Raw genomic sequence first — 15,413 nt, 5'->3', positions numbered from 1 at the left:
CGTCATCAGGAGGTGAAAGATGATTATTGGCAACAGTGGGCTCGAACAGCTGGTTTCCCATGCTGTTGGAGCCATAGGGCGCAAGACGCTGGGCGAGGTGTCGCAGGATTCGTTCGGTGCGATGGCCGCAGCGGGCCTTGGCAACGGGGCGTTCCCGGTGACCTCGCAAACCGCCAACGCTGCGTCCACGGATGACGCGCAGAGCAACAGTGGCTACAACGAATCGTTCGCACGGATGATGGTCAATCTCAAGAGCGCGGCGGATACGTCGCTTTCCGAGAAGACCGCTGATCGCGACAACGGCGTCACCGGCGCGAATGCTGCCAGCGCCGGTGTTGCCGATGGCGCTGCGACCGGGGTCCAGAAATTCATGGACACCCTGAAGCAGACGGCCGAAGAGAAAGTGCGGGAAAAACTGACTGGCATCACCCAGCAGCAATACACCGCGATGAAGCCTGAGGATCAACTGACGATCGACCAGAAAGTCCAGGACGCCCTCAAGGACAAGCAGAACGATGTTGCGGATGACATCAATACGCGCATCCGGGGCATCAAGGCCGGTTTGTTGGCCTGACATCCCGATAGGTTGCACCCATGATTTCGCGAGCCGGCTCGCTTTCACGTACGCGTGAGAGCAAGGTGACTCGCGATTTTTTTTGTCTGGGTTTTGGGCGTTCAGGTAGTTGCGCGTGGAACCGGGACGCGGAGCGTCCTGAGAGGCGTGGCTGAAACTGATCGTGCCCATCGCTCTGCGTGGGCATGCCTCCCGTGACGCTCCGCGTCACAAATGGCACAGACTGAGGACTCGGTCAGCCGAGCGAATGACGTGGATAACGCTGGAGCTTGGGCACATATCTGCGCCACATTCGAGAGCGGACGCGGAGCGTCCTGGGAGGCATTCCCACGCAGAGCGTAGGAACGATCATCAATCAGGGACGCGGAGCGTCCTGGGCGGCGTTCCCACGCAGGAGCGTGGGAACGATCTGTATCGAGGCGTGACCGAAACTGATCGTGCCAATGCTCCGCGTTGGCATGCCGCCCGGGACGCTCTGCGTCCCGTTGGGTCTGATCACCTGGACGTTTCGGTTGATACCTTGGTCGTCCTCACTCAGCGCAGCTGATCCCGATAGGGCAGGTCCGGCCCGACCCGTGTGCAGGTCAGCGCCGCTGCACTCGCTGCAAAATCCAGCATCTGGTCCAACATGTCCTTCGTAAGTTCCGACAGCGCCTTTGGCGTATCCAGCTGGCGTTCGGTCAGGAACGTCAGGAGTGCTGCCTGGAAGGTGTCGCCTGCGCCCACCGTGTCCACCGTCACGACGTTCTTTGCCGGGATCGACCAGGTGCCGTGCTCGCGGGTGAAGATGCTTGCGCCCTGCGTGCCACGGGTCACGATCACCAGGTGCGTGTGCCGGTTCAGCCAGCCTTTTGCAATGGTTTCGGGGTCGCGGTCGGGATACAGCAGGTGCAGGTCTTCATCGCTGACCTTGATCATGTGCGCATGCTCTGCGAATGCCGCGATCTGGGAGCGCCAGCGTTCAATGTCCGGTGCCGGATTGAGGCGTACGTTCGGGTCCAGCGAAATCAGGCGTTTACCGCTTTCCCGGGCGACGAGGGCCAGCAGCGTATCGGCAATCGGCTGCACCACCAGTGAGAACGAGCCGACATGAATACCCCGTACCTTATCGTCGAGTCTGGGCAAATGTTCCAGGCGTAACTGGCGATCGGCGCACCCGTCGCCTCTGAAACTGTAGGTGGGCGAACCGTCGGCGCCGACCGCTACCATGGCCAGCGTGGTGGGCGCGTCGAATTCAATCAGATGCTCCGCACTGACCTGTTCGTCATCGAGCACAGCGCGCAGGCGACGACCCAGATAATCCGTCGACAGGCCGGCAAACAGGGCAGATTCCACACCCAATCTGCGCAGGCCGATGGCAACGTTGAAGGGTGAGCCGCCGGCGATGGCGTCAAACCCCAGCTTATTGAGTGCGCTGCCAGTGTCGGCGCGGGTGAAAATGTCGAACAGGGCTTCGCCGCAAACCAGAAACATAGGTGCTCCATGAAAAAGGCAGGTTCAAACTGCTCGTAATTGATCTTGGTAGTGTTGGTAGACCTGCTGATAGGCGACGACGTTCTGCGCAATCGGCCGTGTCTCGCTGGCGGAATCCAGGCTCACGCAACGCTCGCACAGGTCCTGCAGGGTGTCGGGTTGACCCCTGGCCGTCGACCAGCACCACGCCGCCTGAATCGCCGCGCCCAGCGCAGCGGCCTCTGCCAAGCGTGTGCAGACCACTGGCGTATCCATGATGTCAGCCACGATCTGCCGCCAAACCGGACTCTTCGAGCCGCCGCCGATCAGGCGGATGCTCTCGCTTTTGATGCCGCTGGCGCGCAGCAGATCAAGCCCGTAGCGCAGGCCGAACGTCGTGCCTTCCACCACCGCCCGACACAGGTTTGCCTGGCTCAGATTGGTGCTGTCCAGACCGAGAATGCTGCCGCTGGCATCGGGCAGGGCGGGTACGCGTTCGCCGTTCAGGAACGGCAGCATGAGCACGCCTTCAGCGCCGATCGGCGCGCTGGCAACGGCGGTATTGAACGCCGCGATGTCCAGCGCAAACAGCTCGCGGATGGCCGTCGTGGCATTGGTCAGGTTCATGGTGCAGATCAGCGGCAGCCAGCCGCCGGACGACGAGCAGAACGTCGCAACCGAGCCGTGCTCGCTGACCGCAGGCTGATCGGCGAACGCGTACACCGTGCCTGAAGAACCCAGGCTCATGGTGATCAACCCCGGCTGTATATTGCCGGTGCCGATCGCCCCCATCATGTTGTCACCGCCGCCGCTGGACACCAGCGCCTGCGGGTTCAGATCCAGCAGTTGGGCAATCTCGGGCCGCAATGTGCCAACGGCCTGTTCAGCGTCCAGTAACTGCGGAAGTGCCTGTTCAAGGCGTCCGCTCGGGTCGATATGGGCCAGCAACGGCAGATCCCATTCGCGCGTGCGCACATTGAAGTAACCGGTGCCCGAGGCGTCGCCGTAGTCGGTGCAGCAGCGGCCGGTCAGCCAGTAGTTCAGGTAGTCATGGGGCAGCAGGATCCTGTCGATCTGCTCGAACAGTTCCGGGTGTTGCTCCTTGGTCCACAACAGCTTTGACACCGTGTAGCCCGGCGCGATGACCAGTCCCAGGCGCTCAAGTGAGCCTTTTTCGCCACCCAGATGGTCCAGCAGACGTTGATTTTCCGGAGCACTTTCGGTGTCACACCAAAGCTTGGCCGGGCGCAGCACCTGGCCCTGCGCGTCGAGCAGGACCAGCCCATGCTGCTGTCCGGAGATGCCGATGCCGTTCACATCCTGTCCTGAAACACCAGACTGGGCGAGCGCTTCGCCGACCGCGTGCTGCAGGGCTGTGAGCCATTGCTGGACGTCCTGCTCGCGCCGTCCGTGATGGTCACTGATCAGGCTGTGGGGTGCCGAGCCTTCGCCCAGCACGCGACCTGTCTGTGTATCGAGCAGCAAGGCTTTGGTGCCTTGGGTTCCGCAATCGATTCCAAGAAACATGGGTGTCCCTCAGAGGCTCTTGGCCAGTAATTTTTCCAGGGTGCCGCTGACGCCCAGCGTGCGCAGATCGGCCAGATTCTGCTCGAACGCCGCCACGAAAGGTGCAGACTGCGCAATGGCCAGGCCGAAGATTTCCTCGACCTGCAGCAGGCGTTCGGTGATCAATGCATCGTCGGCAACCAGACCTTTGCAGAAATCGGCGCGTGGGTCGGGAATGCTGTAAACCGCGCCGTTTTCATCCTTGCCCTTGAGGTACAAGGCCCAGGCGGCAACCACCAGCGATGCCCGTTCCAGATTGCCCTCATCGACAATCAACCGATTGATGGTCGGAATCGTGAATTTAGGGAATTTCGACGAGCCGTCTGAACAGACCCGCTCCAACTGGTCGGCAATCGCCTGATTGGAGAAACGCTCGATCAGCGTGTCCTTGTAGCCTTCCAGATCGATGCCGGGCACTGACGCCAGCTGCGGCGTGACGTCGAGGTCCATGTAGGCGCGGATGTAACGCACGAACAGCGGATCGTTCATGGTCTCGTGTACGAACCGATAGCCCTTGAGAAAGCCCAGATAGGTCAGGGCCAGATGGCTGCCGTTGAGCAGCTTGATCTTCATTTCCTCGTAAGGCGTCACGTCATCGGTGAACTGCACGCCGACCTTTTCCCAGGCTGGCCTGCCGTTGACGAACTTGTCTTCCAGCACCCATTGCACGAACGGTTCGCAGACCACCGGCCAGGCGTCGTCAATGTGCTTCTCGTCGGCCAGCTTCAATCGGTGCGCGGCGCTGGTCATTGGCGTGATGCGGTCAACCATCGCGTTGGGAAAGCTGACGTTGTCAGCAATCCAGTCGTGCAGATCGGCGTCGCGCTGGGCGGCGAAGGCCAGCAGCGCCTTGCGGGTGACCGCGCCGTTGTGCGGCAGGTTATCACAGGACATCAGCGTGAACGCAGGCGTGCCTTCGGCGCGGCGGCGGGCAAGTGCGGCGCACAGGAAGCCGAACACGGTTTTCGGCGTGGCGGGATTGGCAAGGTCATGCTGAATCTGCGGCAGGTGGGTCATGAACTGACCGTTGCTGTCGTCGATGCAGTAGCCGCCTTCGGTGATCGTCAGCGACACGATACGGATGTCCGGGCTGGCCAGCTTGTCGATGAGCGCCTGCGGACTGTCCTCGGCCAGCAGCATGCCGCTGATCGACGCAATGACGCGCGTCTTGGTGTCCGGCGTGTCGCCCAGTTCATAGAGCGTGTACAGGTAATCCTGCTGCGCGAGGGCGTCGCGCACCGCGCGGTCATCGGGACGCAGCCCGACACCGCAGATGCTCCAGTCCAGACCTTCGCCGGTGTTCATCAGCGCATCGGTGTAAAACGCCTGATGGGCGCGGTGGAAACCGCCGACCCCGATGTGCGCGATGCCCTGACGGTTGTCGGTCGCGGAATAGGCCGGTACGTCGATGTCGGCACCCAGGCGCGACAGGTTCTGTTTGTTCAATTTCATGACAGGACTCTCCAGGACTCAGGCGGCAGCGGTCTGCAGGGCTTTGGGGATCACCAGACCATCAGCGTCAAACAGGTGGCAGTGGGCACTGTCCAGATGCAGGTGCAGCGTCTCGCCATACTGGCTGGCCAGATCGCCACGAATACGCATGGTCAGCGCCTCTCCCGAGCGGGTGCGCACGTGGCAGAACGTGTCGCTGCCCAGGCGTTCGCTGACATCGGCAATCACCTGCAACTGGCAATCACCGCTCTGGGCGATGTCCAGGTGTTCGGGGCGGATGCCCAGCGTCACCTGAGCGCCAACCGCCAGACCTGCGCGGCTGACCGGCATGCTGACCGTGGTGCCCGCGTCCAGCTCGACCTGGCAACTGCCGCTGTCGATCCGGCTGATCTTGCCCTTGAGGAAGCCCATTTTGGGCGTGCCGAGAAAGCCTGCCACGAAAAGATTGGCCGGGTGGTGATACAGGTCCAGCGGAGAGCCGACCTGTTCGACCTTGCCGCCGTTGAGCACCACGACCTTGTCGGCCAGAGTCATCGCCTCAACCTGATCGTGGGTCACGTAAATCATGGTTGCCTGCAGCTCTTTATGTAGACGGGACAGCTCCAGACGGGTCTGCACGCGAAGCGCGGCGTCGAGGTTGGAGAGCGGTTCGTCGAAGAGGAATATCTTGGGGTTACGCACGATGGCGCGGCCAATCGCGACCCGCTGACGCTGACCGCCGGACAACTGCTTGGGTTTGCGCTCAAGCAGCGGTCCCAGCTCCAGGATTCGGGCGGCCTCATCGACTTTCTTCTTGATCTCGTCCTTGTTGCCGCCAGCCAGATCCAGCGCGAAGGACAGGTTCTTGCCGACGGTCATGTGCGGGTACAGCGCGTAGGTCTGGAACACCATCGCCAGATCACGCTTGGCCGGGGTCACCTGGGTGATGTCGCGGCCATCGAGTTCGATGGTGCCGGAGGTCACTTCCTCCAGGCCTGCGATCAGCCGGAGCAGGGTGGATTTACCGCAGCCCGATGGACCGACGAAAACCACGAATTCACGGTCTTTCACATCCAGGTCGATGCCCTTGATGATTTGGTGACCGTCGAAGCCTTTTTGCAGATTTCTGATGCTGAGGTTAGCCATGATGGACTCCTTTTTATTCTGTAGGCCGGGGCTATTTGACGGCGCCGAACGAAAGACCGCGAACCAGTTGTTTCTGGCTGATCCAGCCGAAGATCAGGATCGGCGCGCATGCCAACGTCGAGACAGCCGACAGCTTGGCCCAGAACAGCCCTTCGGGACTTGAGTAGGATGCGATCAGCGCAGTGAGTGGCGCAGCGGCAGATGAGGTGAGGTTCAGGGACCAGAACGCTTCGTTCCAGCACAGGATCAGCGAAAGCAGTGCAGTGGAGGCCAGGCCGCCCTTGCAGATCGGCATCAGCACGCGAAAGATTTCCTGACGGGTGCTGGCGCCGTCCAGACGCGAAGCTTCGAGAATTTCGCCCGGAATGTCCTTGAAGTAGGTGTATATCATCCAGACCACGATCGGCAGGTTGATCAGCGTATAGATGATGATCAGCGCCAGCCGCGAGTCCAGCAGGCCGAAGGTCTTGGCCAGCAGGTAGATCGGCATCAGCACGCCCACGGGCGGCAGCATTTTGGTGGAGAGCATCCACAGCAGCGTGCCGCGGGTACGCTTGGTTTCGAAGAACGCCATCGAGTAGGCCGCCGGAATGGCCACCAGCATGCTCAGGATGGTCGCGCTGAACGAGATCAGCACCGAGTTCCAGGCGAAGTGGAAGTAGTCACTGCGTTCCTGAATGTGCAGGTAGTTTTCCAGCGTCGGCGTGAAGAACAGCTGCGGCGGCGTGGCGAAGGCGTCGATCTCGGTCTTGAAGCTGGTCAGGACCATCCAGAAGATCGGGAAGAAGATCAGCGCGGCGATGAGCCAGGACAGCGTCCCGAGCAACAGGCTTTGCAGGCGGCGTGATTGTTTGAGCGTCATCATGGCAAGGCCCTCATGACTTGTCGGTGAGGTTTTTGCCGATCATCCGGATCAGGATGATCGCTGCGATGTTGGCGATGACCACGGCGATCAATCCGCCTGCTGACGCCATACCGACATCGAACTGCAGCAGCGCCTGGATGTAGATCAGGTAGGCCAGGTTGGTCGAGGCAAAACCCGGACCGCCGTTGGTGGTGGTGAAGATTTCAGCGAACACCGACAGCAGGAAGATGGTTTCGATCATCACCACGACCGCAATCGGGCGCGCCAGGTGCGGCAGGGTCAAGTGCCAGAAGATCGCAATCGGGCCTGCGCCGTCGAGACGTGCCGCTTCCTTCTGTTCCTGATCCAGTGACTGCATGGCGGTCATCAGAATCAGGATGGCGAACGGCAGCCACTGCCAGGAAACAATGATAATGATCGACAGCATCGGGTAATGGGCGAACCAGTCGATGGGCTCGGCCCCGAAGAACTTCCACACCGCCGCCAGCACGCCGGAAACCGGGTGGAAAATCAGGTTTTTCCAGATCAGCGCGCTGACCGTCGGCATGATGAAGAAGGGTGAGATCAACAGCACCCGTACGATGCCGCGACCGAAGAACTCACTGGCTTCCAGCAGCGCCGAGATGAGCACGCCGAGGATCACACTGATCGCCAGCACGCTGCCTACCAGCAGCAGGGTATTGCCTGCGCCGGGCAGAAAGCCGCTGTCGGTGACGAAGTATTCGAAGTTTTCCAGACCGACGAATTCGTTGTCGCCGGGGGACAGCAGGTTGTAGCGAATCAGCGAGAAATAAATGGTCATGCCCAACGGCACGATCATCCACACCAGCAGCAGCGCGACGGAAGGGCTGACCAGAAACCAGCCCGGTTTGAAACGACGGCTTTTGATCGGGGGCAGTTCGCCGGACGCGTCCGTACGATCAGAAATGGCTGAGGTTTTCATGGGGGCTCCCATCGGATATCACAGAATCTTGATGCAAGGGCGGGAGAAATGGATCTCCCGCCCTGCAGCGTGCGGTTACTTCTTCGGGTAGCCCGCGCGCTTCATGTCGCGCTCTGTGGAGGTCTGCGCGTTTTTCAAGGCCGCGTCGACCGAGGTCTGGCCAATGAGTGCGGCCGAGAACTGCTGGCCGACACTGGTGCCGATGGCCTGGAACTCGGGGATCGTGACCAGCTGGATGCCGACATAAGGCACTGGCTTGAGGGTCGGTGTCTTGGGCGTCACGGCCTTGAGCGATTCCAGCGTGATGTTGGCGAACGGCGCCGCTTTCTTGTACTCATCGCTGTAGGTCGAAGCGCGGGTGCCTGGCGGCACGTTGGAGACGCCATCTTTCTCGGCCACGAGCGCGGCGTATTCTTTAGAGGTCGCCCACTGGGTGAACTCGGCAGCGTCCTTGGCATTCTTGGCGCTGGCTGGAATGGCCAGAGACCACGAATAGATCCAGGATGAACCCTTGTCGGTCACTTCATGCGGCGCGTAGGTGAAGCCGACGGTATCGGCAACCTTGCTTTGAGTCTTGTCGGTCACGAAGGAACCGGCCACGCTGGCGTCCACCCAGATGGCGCACTTGCCGCTGTTGAACAGCGCGAGGTTTTCGTTGAAGCCGTTGCTCGACGCGCCCGGCGGGCCGGATTGCTTCATGGTGTTGACGTAGAAATTCAGCGCGTTCTTCCATTCAGGCTGATCGAACTGCGGTTTCCACTGCTCATCGAACCAGCGCGCACCAAACGAGTTGGCCACGGTGGTGATCAGCGCCATGTTCTCGCCCCAGCCGGCCTTGCCGCGCAGGCAGATACCGTACTGTTCCTTGGATTTGTCAGTCAGCTTGCCGGCGAACTCGGCGATCTGGGTCCAGGTCGGACGCTTTGGCATGGTCAGACCTGCCTTTTCGAACAGGTCCTTGCGATAGTAGGTGATCGAGCTTTCTGCATAGAACGGCAGGGCGAACAGTTTGCCGTCGACCGACAGACCGTCACGCACCGAAGGGAACACGTCATCGAGTTCGTAGCTGGCGGGCAGGTCTTTCATTTCCTGCAGCCAGCCCTTGGCGCCCCACAGTGAGGCTTCGTACATGCCGATGGTCAGTACGTCGAACTGACCGCCCTTGGTGGCGATGTCAGTGGTCAGGCGCTGACGCAGGACGTTTTCTTCAAGCACCACCCAGTTGAGTTTGATGTCCGGGTGCTTTTCTTCGAAGGTCTTGGAGAGGCGCTGCATGCGGATCATGTCGCTGTTGTTGACCGTGGCGATGGTCACGGTTCCGGCAGTGGCGGTGCCACTGACCATGAAACAGGTGCTGAGGACGGTACTGGCAAGCAGAACTTTTGCTGAGGTCTTCATTGATCACTCCTCTTCCACGCCCAGAGAGCAGCAGAAGGCAGGTTATTGTTTTTGTCTCTTCCGGAGGAAGGAAGATGTGCACTGATTACAACGGCGTTCGCGATGAAAGACAAATCCTGCACCGCACTGCCACTGATACTTTTTTGCAGTGAGTCTGCGAGCGTGCCTGCGCCGCGAACGCCCAGTCACAGGCGTTGGCGATGTTTGAGCGTAGACGATGGGCGAGGAGGCGGGGCGAATCAGTACAGGTTTTGTTCGGTCAGACGCTGGACGGCCAGGCGCCGGTAATGCGACGGCGTCATGCCCTTGAGTTGCTGGAAACGGCGGTTGAAGTTGGAAATGTTGTTGAAGCCGGACTCGAAGCACACGTCGGTCACAGGCTTGTCACCATCGGCCAGCAGCTCGCAGGATTTGCTGATACGCAGGCGATTGACGAACTCCACGAAGCAACGGCCAGTGGCCTGCTTGAAGACTCTGGAGAAATACGTAGGCTTCATGCCCAGGTACTCGGCGACTTCTTCCAGCGGTAATTCCCGGCTGTAGTTGGCGAAGATGTAATCCACCGCCCGGTTGGTGCGGTCGACGCTGTGCTCGTCCGCCGAATGAGTGACCGCCGTACCGGACAGCAACTGATAATCATCGCTGGCCGCCAGCAGTTCCAGCAGGATGAAGAAATGACCCAGACGGGTAATGCCATTGGAGTCGGCGATTCGCTGCATCAATCTCATGGCCTGGCGAATCGTGCGCTTGCAGCGAAACTCGATACCGTACCGGGCACGCTCCAGCAGCGGCGCCAGGGTTCTGAGTTCGGCGAAGACCTGATTGCCGCTTTCCAGCAGCTCGTCGGTGAAGTTGACCAGCATGTCGCGCTTGGGCACGACCTCGTCTTCATCGATCTGGCTGATCCAGTTGTGCGGCAGGTTGGGGCCGGTCAGAAACAGGCTGGCCGGGTTGAAGTTGCCGATGTAATCACCCACGAAGACCTTGCCGGAACTGGCGACGATCAGGTGCAGCTCGTATTCCTTGTGAAAGTGCCAGCGCACCAGCGGGCAGGGAAAACCGTGCTCGCGATAAATGATCGAAAGGCCGTTATGGTCGTCCATCAATTCATAGGAAGGATCCGCAATTCTTGTTGTTTTACTCATGGCGTGGCCGTTTGGAGTGGTTGCCAGGGCGTTAATGTGCCTCATTTTTCAGATCATTGCCCGACCGACGCCGAAAAAAACGCTTAGGATCAGTCTCTCTTCACAGCAGTCATTGCAGGAGCGGGACGCGATGAAACAGATTCTTTTGATCGGCATAGGGGCTGGCGATCCCGAGCAGATCACGGTTCAGGCTATCAATGCCCTGAACCGGACGAACGCAGTGTTCCTGCTCGACAAGGGCTACGCCGACGACGATCTGCTGCTATCGCGCAAGGCGATGTGTGAGCGCTACATCACTCACACCGACTATCGGCTGGTGCAGGTCCAGGACCCGCGCCGCGAAGACGATCCCGGCAACTACGCGAGCGGTGTCGAGCATTGGCACGAGCAGCGCGCCATCCTGTTCGAGCGCCTGATCGCCGATGAGCTTGGCAAGGACGAGACAGGCGCGTTTCTGGTCTGGGGTGATCCTGCGCTGTACGACAGCACCCTGCGTATTCTCGACCGGGTGCTGGCGCGGGGCAGGGAAGTCTTTGAATACCAGGTCATCCCCGGCATCACCAGCGTGCAGGCGCTGGTCGCCAGTCACCGCATACCGCTGAACCGCATCGGCGAACCGGTGCTGATCACCACAGGCCGTCGCCTCGCAGCGAGTCTGGATGATGCACCGGACAACGCGATGGTGATGCTCGACGCCCATTGCACGTTTGATCGTTTCATCGGCAAAGGGCTGGACATCTACTGGGGCGCCTACCTGGGCACCCCGGACGAGATACGGGTGTCAGGCAGGCTCGATGATGTGTGCGAGCAGATCAAACAACTGCGCGCCGAGGCGCGGCAGCGCAAGGGTTGGGTGATGGATACGTATCTGTTGCGCAGACCGTATCCCCCGACGGAGACGACAGACTGACCGTTCAAGGAACACAGACTTCAGGCCCTGAATCGCGCGGATTGGGTCATCAACCGTTTCCACCAGGGGCCTTTGGCGGGCGCTGAGTGTGAAGCTGTCTGCACCTGAACCAGCTCAGGCACGTCGCGCAGTCTGATCCACAGATCGTCGTGCCATTGCAGTGTGCTCAGCGGGCGCCCTTGCCAACGCATCTGGCAGGATTCCGGGTGGTCGAAATCTTCGCGATGCCGGGCGTGCAAGGCAGGAAGCACGTCCTGAACCAGCCACTGACGCAGGGCACGGTTCTCGGGAACGTAATGGTGGACGAGCATGGCGAACACAGCGGATTCGCTGAGCAGCAGGCAGCGTTCCCACTGCTGGTGGGTCTGCAGCCACGCCGTGCGGGACTGATCGGCATCAAGCTTGAGCGTAGAGCGTTCGTCCAGGCGCTTGCCCATGAGGCGGGCAAGGTCTGACAGCGGAAACCAGGCCTGAGCACCGATCATGACGGCGCGCAGCATGCGGTGATGGCGGATGAAGACCGTGGGTTCGAGATAGTCGGTGCAAGGGGAGGCGGGGTGTGGCAGGTCCATGAGTGAAAGCTCCTTTGAGTAAAAGAGCTGCCCGGCGTCGTCAAACGCAGTGGGTGGCAGCTGTGCGAAGGTTGACGAACCGGCCTTCACTCAAGCACACCGGCAGACCCGAAGGTCTCCGACGCACAGCCGCCATGAAGTCACCTTGAACACAGGAAGTGCAAAGGCAACATGCAGCGCGATTGCGAATGAAGGTTCGGATCGTCAAATCCGGTCACTGTTCTGCAGCGACGGTGCACCTTAAAGCCGCAAATCGACACGCGCAAGCGGTCAGGATTTTCTCGGAAACTTCATACGAAAGAAAGGGAATTGTCGCTGTTACCAGATCGCATTCGGGCCGCTATACAGGCCTGAAGCACTGAAGGGATGAGCGCCGATATCAAACGCATTGGCAACCTCAAGTAAACCATAAGAGCTCACATTTTGAGACTCATCGCCTCGACCTACGTCTCCATGTAATTGGTAGTCTCCTGACGGTAATGCCGCACGTCACGCCGTACGCATGGCTGCAAGATGTCGTGATGAGCGGACGGCCAGTTACTTGATAACCCAAGCGGATAGGTTAGGATAAATGCATGCCCAGTGTGAGTCGTATCAACGGATTGAGAGTGGTCATATACCCCAACGATCACAAGCTGGCACATGTGCATGTGATCGGCAGTGGTCGTGAAGCATCATTTTATTTGAACTGTCCCGAAGGGCCGCCGGAGTCAAGGGAGTCGAAAGGCTTTCGGGCTCACGAACTGAATCCGCTGTTGGAAAAACTGATGGCCTCTCTGGATGAAATGTGCAGATCGTGGAGAAAAATACATGGATCCTTTAACTGAGCAGGATGTTGCAAAGGCTGAAAGGCGTATGAACGAGCGCTTAAAAACAGGCCCTTACGCTGTAGAGGCGCATTACGACCGCAGAGTTTCCCGAATCATCATCATGTTGAATTCAGGCGTGGAATTGGCAATCCCCCCACGATTGGCTGAGGGGCTTAGTGATGCGCGTCCAGATCAACTGGACAATATTGAAGTCAGCCCGAGCGGGCTGGGGCTGTATTTTCCTGAACTGGATGCTGATTTGTATGTGCCTGCGCTGCTGGAAGGTGTCTTGGGCAGTCGCTCATGGATGGCGCGCCAATTGGGTACGAAAGGTGGCTCCGCAATGAGCGCCGCCAAAGCCAAGGCTGCGCGTGAGAATGGGAAAAAGGGCGGGCGACCTCGTAGTGTTTCCACTCAAGTCCTTGAGATGGATAAAGCAGTATCGACACCGAAAAAAATCACGTCTCGGTCGGACAGGTCGGTTGCACGCACCGACAGCGGAAAAATCGCCGTCGGCGCGGCTGGCAAAAAAACGATGAAAAAAAGTCCTGAGGACAACGCAAAGGTGAGCTAGAACGCCAAGGTCTTGGTGTTCTAGCACCCTGACTGAACAGTGGCATGAGCAATGAGGTCCATGTCGTCAGAAAGAGCAGTAGCACTCAAACCTTACGATTCTTCGCCTCGATCCACTGCGCCATGTACTTGGTGCTCTTGTGGTGATGGTGCCGCAACATCGAACCGGTGAAGTTGGCCAGTCGATGGCTCGGCAGATCGCTGCGCAATATGTCGATGCGTTCCATCAGGCTGGCGCAGTGCTGTTCGTGACGGTAACGCGCTTTCAAGAGCGCCCAGCCAGCGGTCTGTGCTTCTGACCACAGCGCTCGACTCTGATACAGGCGGACCGCAGCGTCAGCGATCTGCGCGGGATCGGTCTCGACGATTCCGGGCCACGGCAGTCCGCCGCTCATGGCTTCGGCACCGATGGGTGTCGTGACCGATGGCGTACCACACAGCATGGCGTCGATGAGCTTGCCCTTGATGCCGGCACCGAAGCGCAAGGGTGCCAGGCATACACGTGCGCTCGACATGACCTGCAGCGCATCCTCGGCCCAGTTCATGATGTGGAAACCTTGCGCCCCGTTGTGCAACGCCGTCGCCTTGGGCGGTGTGTAGGCACCGTAGATATGCAGCTGCGCCTGAGGAAGCTGCTGGCGAATCAGCGGCCAGATGGCGTTTTTCATCCAGAGCACCGCATCCCAGTTCGGGGCGTGGCGAAAGTTGCCGATACTCAGAAAGTGCGCGCGCTGGTCGAACGGCCGGGCGGTCTGTGACGGCTCATCGAGCATCAGCGGGCACCAGTGCAGCAACGATGCAGGCATGCCGAATGATCTGGTCAGCAGATTGATTTCCACGTCCGAGGTCATCAGGTTCAGGTCGCATCGGTACAGCGACGCGATTTCACGCTGGGCCAGATCACCGCCAGCCATCAGGCTGAACAGCTCGGCATCGCACGGCTCGAATAAATCTGAAGGGGCGGTGCCGGACTCGTCGTTCAGCAGGTCTTTCAGCCGTTGATGGCGCGCGTGGCGCAGGCTCTGCAGGTCAGAGGTCTCCAGCACCCGCAGGGCGTCGGGGCATTGCTGTTCGACACGCCAGCCGAACTGCTCCTCGATCATGAACTGATCGAACAGCACGACGTCGGGTTGCAATTCGCCGACGAACGTATCGAAGCTGCTGTTGTTGAGTTCGATGCGCACTTCGGTGATGCCCAGGCTGACCAGGTCGGCGCGGTGTTCGCCTTCTGTGGCAGGGCTGGCAAACGTGATCTGCCAGCCATGCTCAAGGAAACAGCGAATCAATTGCATCACATGGCCGCTGGCCGCAGATGAGCGCGGCTCGGGCCAGACGTAACCGATAATCAGCAGGCGCTGGCTGGTGTTCTCGGCAGAAGGGGAAGGGCTGTCGGGTGCGTCGATATCAATGCTGGTCAAGAACGCTTTTTACCTTGTCGCGCAAATCATCGATGGAGAACGGCTTGCCGATCGAATGCATGCCCGCAGGCACTTCAATGTTTTCCGAGTAACCGCTGGCGAACAGCACCGGCAGTTCCGGGCGCAATGCTCTGGCTTTTTTGGCCAGCTCCGTGCCTTTCAGATCAGGCAGGCCCTGATCGGTCATCATCAGGTCGATGGTTCTTGTTTCGTCCTTGATGATTTCAAGCGCCGTCATTGCATCTTCGGCTTCGAGCACGGTGTATTCCAGCTCTTCGAGAACGTCGACGATCAGCATTCGCACGATAGTGTCATCCTCGACCACAAGAATGGTGCTGGGTGCGTCCGGCATGGTTGACTCCTTAAAGCCTGAAGATAAAGGTGGTGCAAAGGGCGCAGAACGTTATGCGCCTTGCCGGACATTTCAAGGCCGGTGACCCTGACGTGCCCGCTATTCATACAGTCCCTGTATCAGTAAATAAAATGCATGCAGAAGTTCAATCTGTCGCGGTTCCAAGCACACCAGCATAGCAATCTATGGCGTAAGAGCCATGCTTGCTGATGCGCAGGAGCTTATCGCCGATTTATGTGTGAAAATTCAATCCTCTATG

General features: G+C 59.5%; 15 protein-coding genes. 4 read left to right on the top strand and 11 right to left on the bottom strand.

Annotated features, from left to right (window positions below):
- The first annotated feature begins 19 nt into the window (after window positions 1-19).
- Window positions 20-574 carry a hypothetical protein gene (locus AC0IXS_RS01755; protein ID WP_043306059.1) on the top strand — a complete coding sequence of 185 codons (555 nt, stop codon included), beginning with the start codon at window positions 20-22 and terminating at the stop codon, window positions 572-574.
- 534 nt (window positions 575-1,108) lie between these two features.
- On the opposite strand, the gene AC0IXS_RS01750 is transcribed toward AC0IXS_RS01755, so the two are convergent.
- The 8 genes from AC0IXS_RS01750 to AC0IXS_RS01715 all read right to left on the bottom strand — a co-directional run bounded on the left by AC0IXS_RS01750 (window position 1,109) and on the right by AC0IXS_RS01715 (window position 10,520).
- Window positions 1,109-2,047, bottom strand: coding sequence for a carbohydrate kinase family protein (locus tag AC0IXS_RS01750; RefSeq protein WP_025995681.1), 939 nt, complete (start codon window positions 2,045-2,047; stop codon window positions 1,109-1,111).
- A gap of 24 nt (window positions 2,048-2,071) precedes the next feature.
- The gene (xylB, locus tag AC0IXS_RS01745; RefSeq protein WP_471823577.1) at window positions 2,072-3,553 is read right to left on the bottom strand and encodes a xylulokinase; all 1,482 of its coding nucleotides are present in this window, start codon (window positions 3,551-3,553) and stop codon (window positions 2,072-2,074) included.
- A gap of 9 nt (window positions 3,554-3,562) precedes the next feature.
- Window positions 3,563-5,044, bottom strand: coding sequence for a mannitol dehydrogenase family protein (locus AC0IXS_RS01740; protein WP_471823575.1), 1,482 nt, complete (start codon window positions 5,042-5,044; stop codon window positions 3,563-3,565).
- A gap of 18 nt (window positions 5,045-5,062) precedes the next feature.
- Window positions 5,063-6,169, bottom strand: coding sequence for an ABC transporter ATP-binding protein (locus tag AC0IXS_RS01735; RefSeq protein WP_025995684.1), 1,107 nt, complete (start codon window positions 6,167-6,169; stop codon window positions 5,063-5,065).
- A gap of 31 nt (window positions 6,170-6,200) precedes the next feature.
- Window positions 6,201-7,034: a carbohydrate ABC transporter permease gene (locus tag AC0IXS_RS01730; protein ID WP_004884895.1), complete on the bottom strand. Its 834-nt coding sequence runs from the start codon at window positions 7,032-7,034 to the stop codon at window positions 6,201-6,203.
- A 10-nt stretch (window positions 7,035-7,044) separates the two neighbouring features.
- Complete coding sequence (locus AC0IXS_RS01725) at window positions 7,045-7,977, bottom strand: carbohydrate ABC transporter permease (protein ID WP_004884899.1); 933 nt, start codon at window positions 7,975-7,977, stop codon at window positions 7,045-7,047.
- A 75-nt stretch (window positions 7,978-8,052) separates the two neighbouring features.
- Window positions 8,053-9,375: an ABC transporter substrate-binding protein gene (locus AC0IXS_RS01720; RefSeq protein ID WP_471823572.1), complete on the bottom strand. Its 1,323-nt coding sequence runs from the start codon at window positions 9,373-9,375 to the stop codon at window positions 8,053-8,055.
- Window positions 9,376-9,614: 239 nt separating this feature from the next.
- On the bottom strand, window positions 9,615-10,520 hold the full coding sequence (locus AC0IXS_RS01715) for an AraC family transcriptional regulator (RefSeq protein WP_004884903.1): 906 nt from the start codon (window positions 10,518-10,520) through the stop codon (window positions 9,615-9,617).
- 130 nt (window positions 10,521-10,650) lie between these two features.
- On the opposite strand from AC0IXS_RS01715, the gene cobF reads away from it, so the two are divergent.
- Window positions 10,651-11,430, top strand: coding sequence for a precorrin-6A synthase (deacetylating) (gene cobF, locus AC0IXS_RS01710; RefSeq protein ID WP_471823570.1), 780 nt, complete (start codon window positions 10,651-10,653; stop codon window positions 11,428-11,430).
- A 20-nt stretch (window positions 11,431-11,450) separates the two neighbouring features.
- Here the strand turns inward: cobF and AC0IXS_RS01705 are convergent, their stop codons facing one another.
- A complete protein-coding gene (locus tag AC0IXS_RS01705; RefSeq protein ID WP_025995688.1) occupies window positions 11,451-12,002 on the bottom strand; it encodes a BRO-N domain-containing protein in 552 nt (183 codons plus the stop codon).
- 575 nt (window positions 12,003-12,577) lie between these two features.
- Between AC0IXS_RS01705 and AC0IXS_RS01700 the strand changes: the two genes are divergently transcribed.
- A complete protein-coding gene (locus AC0IXS_RS01700) occupies window positions 12,578-12,829 on the top strand; it encodes a DUF4160 domain-containing protein (RefSeq protein WP_191957846.1) in 252 nt (83 codons plus the stop codon).
- On the top strand, window positions 12,813-13,385 hold the full coding sequence (locus AC0IXS_RS01695) for a DUF2442 domain-containing protein (RefSeq protein ID WP_080663424.1): 573 nt from the start codon (window positions 12,813-12,815) through the stop codon (window positions 13,383-13,385). The genes AC0IXS_RS01700 and AC0IXS_RS01695 overlap by 17 nt, the downstream gene beginning before the upstream one ends.
- Window positions 13,386-13,470: 85 nt before the next feature.
- Here the strand turns inward: AC0IXS_RS01695 and AC0IXS_RS01690 are convergent, their stop codons facing one another.
- Window positions 13,471-14,802 (bottom strand): glycosyltransferase, encoded by a 1,332-nt coding sequence (locus AC0IXS_RS01690; protein ID WP_471823567.1) that lies wholly within the window; start codon window positions 14,800-14,802, stop codon window positions 13,471-13,473.
- Window positions 14,789-15,154, bottom strand: a complete 366-nt coding sequence (locus tag AC0IXS_RS01685) for a response regulator (protein WP_122414486.1) — start codon at window positions 15,152-15,154, stop codon at window positions 14,789-14,791. Before AC0IXS_RS01685 ends, AC0IXS_RS01690 begins: the two co-directional genes overlap by 14 nt.
- Window positions 15,155-15,413: the final 259 nt, after the last annotated feature.

It is taken from the genome of Pseudomonas sp. AC016 (assembly GCF_979253365.1).
This window is presented reverse-complemented; position numbering and strand designations above follow the sequence as displayed.

Bases quoted from the DNA above. Each gene is read 5' to 3' on its own strand.
- AC0IXS_RS01755 (WP_043306059.1), top strand. From the start codon at position 20: ATGATTATTGGCAACAGTGGGCTCGAACAGCTGGTTTCCCATGCTGTT.
- AC0IXS_RS01750 (WP_025995681.1), bottom strand. From the start codon at position 2,047: ATGTTTCTGGTTTGCGGCGAAGCCCTGTTCGACATTTTCACCCGCGCC.
- xylB (WP_471823577.1), bottom strand. From the start codon at position 3,553: ATGTTTCTTGGAATCGATTGCGGAACCCAAGGCACCAAAGCCTTGCTG.
- AC0IXS_RS01740 (WP_471823575.1), bottom strand. From the start codon at position 5,044: ATGAAATTGAACAAACAGAACCTGTCGCGCCTGGGTGCCGACATCGAC.
- AC0IXS_RS01735 (WP_025995684.1), bottom strand. From the start codon at position 6,169: ATGGCTAACCTCAGCATCAGAAATCTGCAAAAAGGCTTCGACGGTCAC.
- AC0IXS_RS01730 (WP_004884895.1), bottom strand. From the start codon at position 7,034: ATGATGACGCTCAAACAATCACGCCGCCTGCAAAGCCTGTTGCTCGGG.
- AC0IXS_RS01725 (WP_004884899.1), bottom strand. From the start codon at position 7,977: ATGAAAACCTCAGCCATTTCTGATCGTACGGACGCGTCCGGCGAACTG.
- AC0IXS_RS01720 (WP_471823572.1), bottom strand. From the start codon at position 9,375: ATGAAGACCTCAGCAAAAGTTCTGCTTGCCAGTACCGTCCTCAGCACC.
- AC0IXS_RS01715 (WP_004884903.1), bottom strand. From the start codon at position 10,520: ATGAGTAAAACAACAAGAATTGCGGATCCTTCCTATGAATTGATGGAC.
- cobF (WP_471823570.1), top strand. From the start codon at position 10,651: ATGAAACAGATTCTTTTGATCGGCATAGGGGCTGGCGATCCCGAGCAG.
- AC0IXS_RS01705 (WP_025995688.1), bottom strand. From the start codon at position 12,002: ATGGACCTGCCACACCCCGCCTCCCCTTGCACCGACTATCTCGAACCC.
- AC0IXS_RS01700 (WP_191957846.1), top strand. From the start codon at position 12,578: ATGCCCAGTGTGAGTCGTATCAACGGATTGAGAGTGGTCATATACCCC.
- AC0IXS_RS01695 (WP_080663424.1), top strand. From the start codon at position 12,813: ATGGATCCTTTAACTGAGCAGGATGTTGCAAAGGCTGAAAGGCGTATG.
- AC0IXS_RS01685 (WP_122414486.1), bottom strand. From the start codon at position 15,154: ATGCCGGACGCACCCAGCACCATTCTTGTGGTCGAGGATGACACTATC.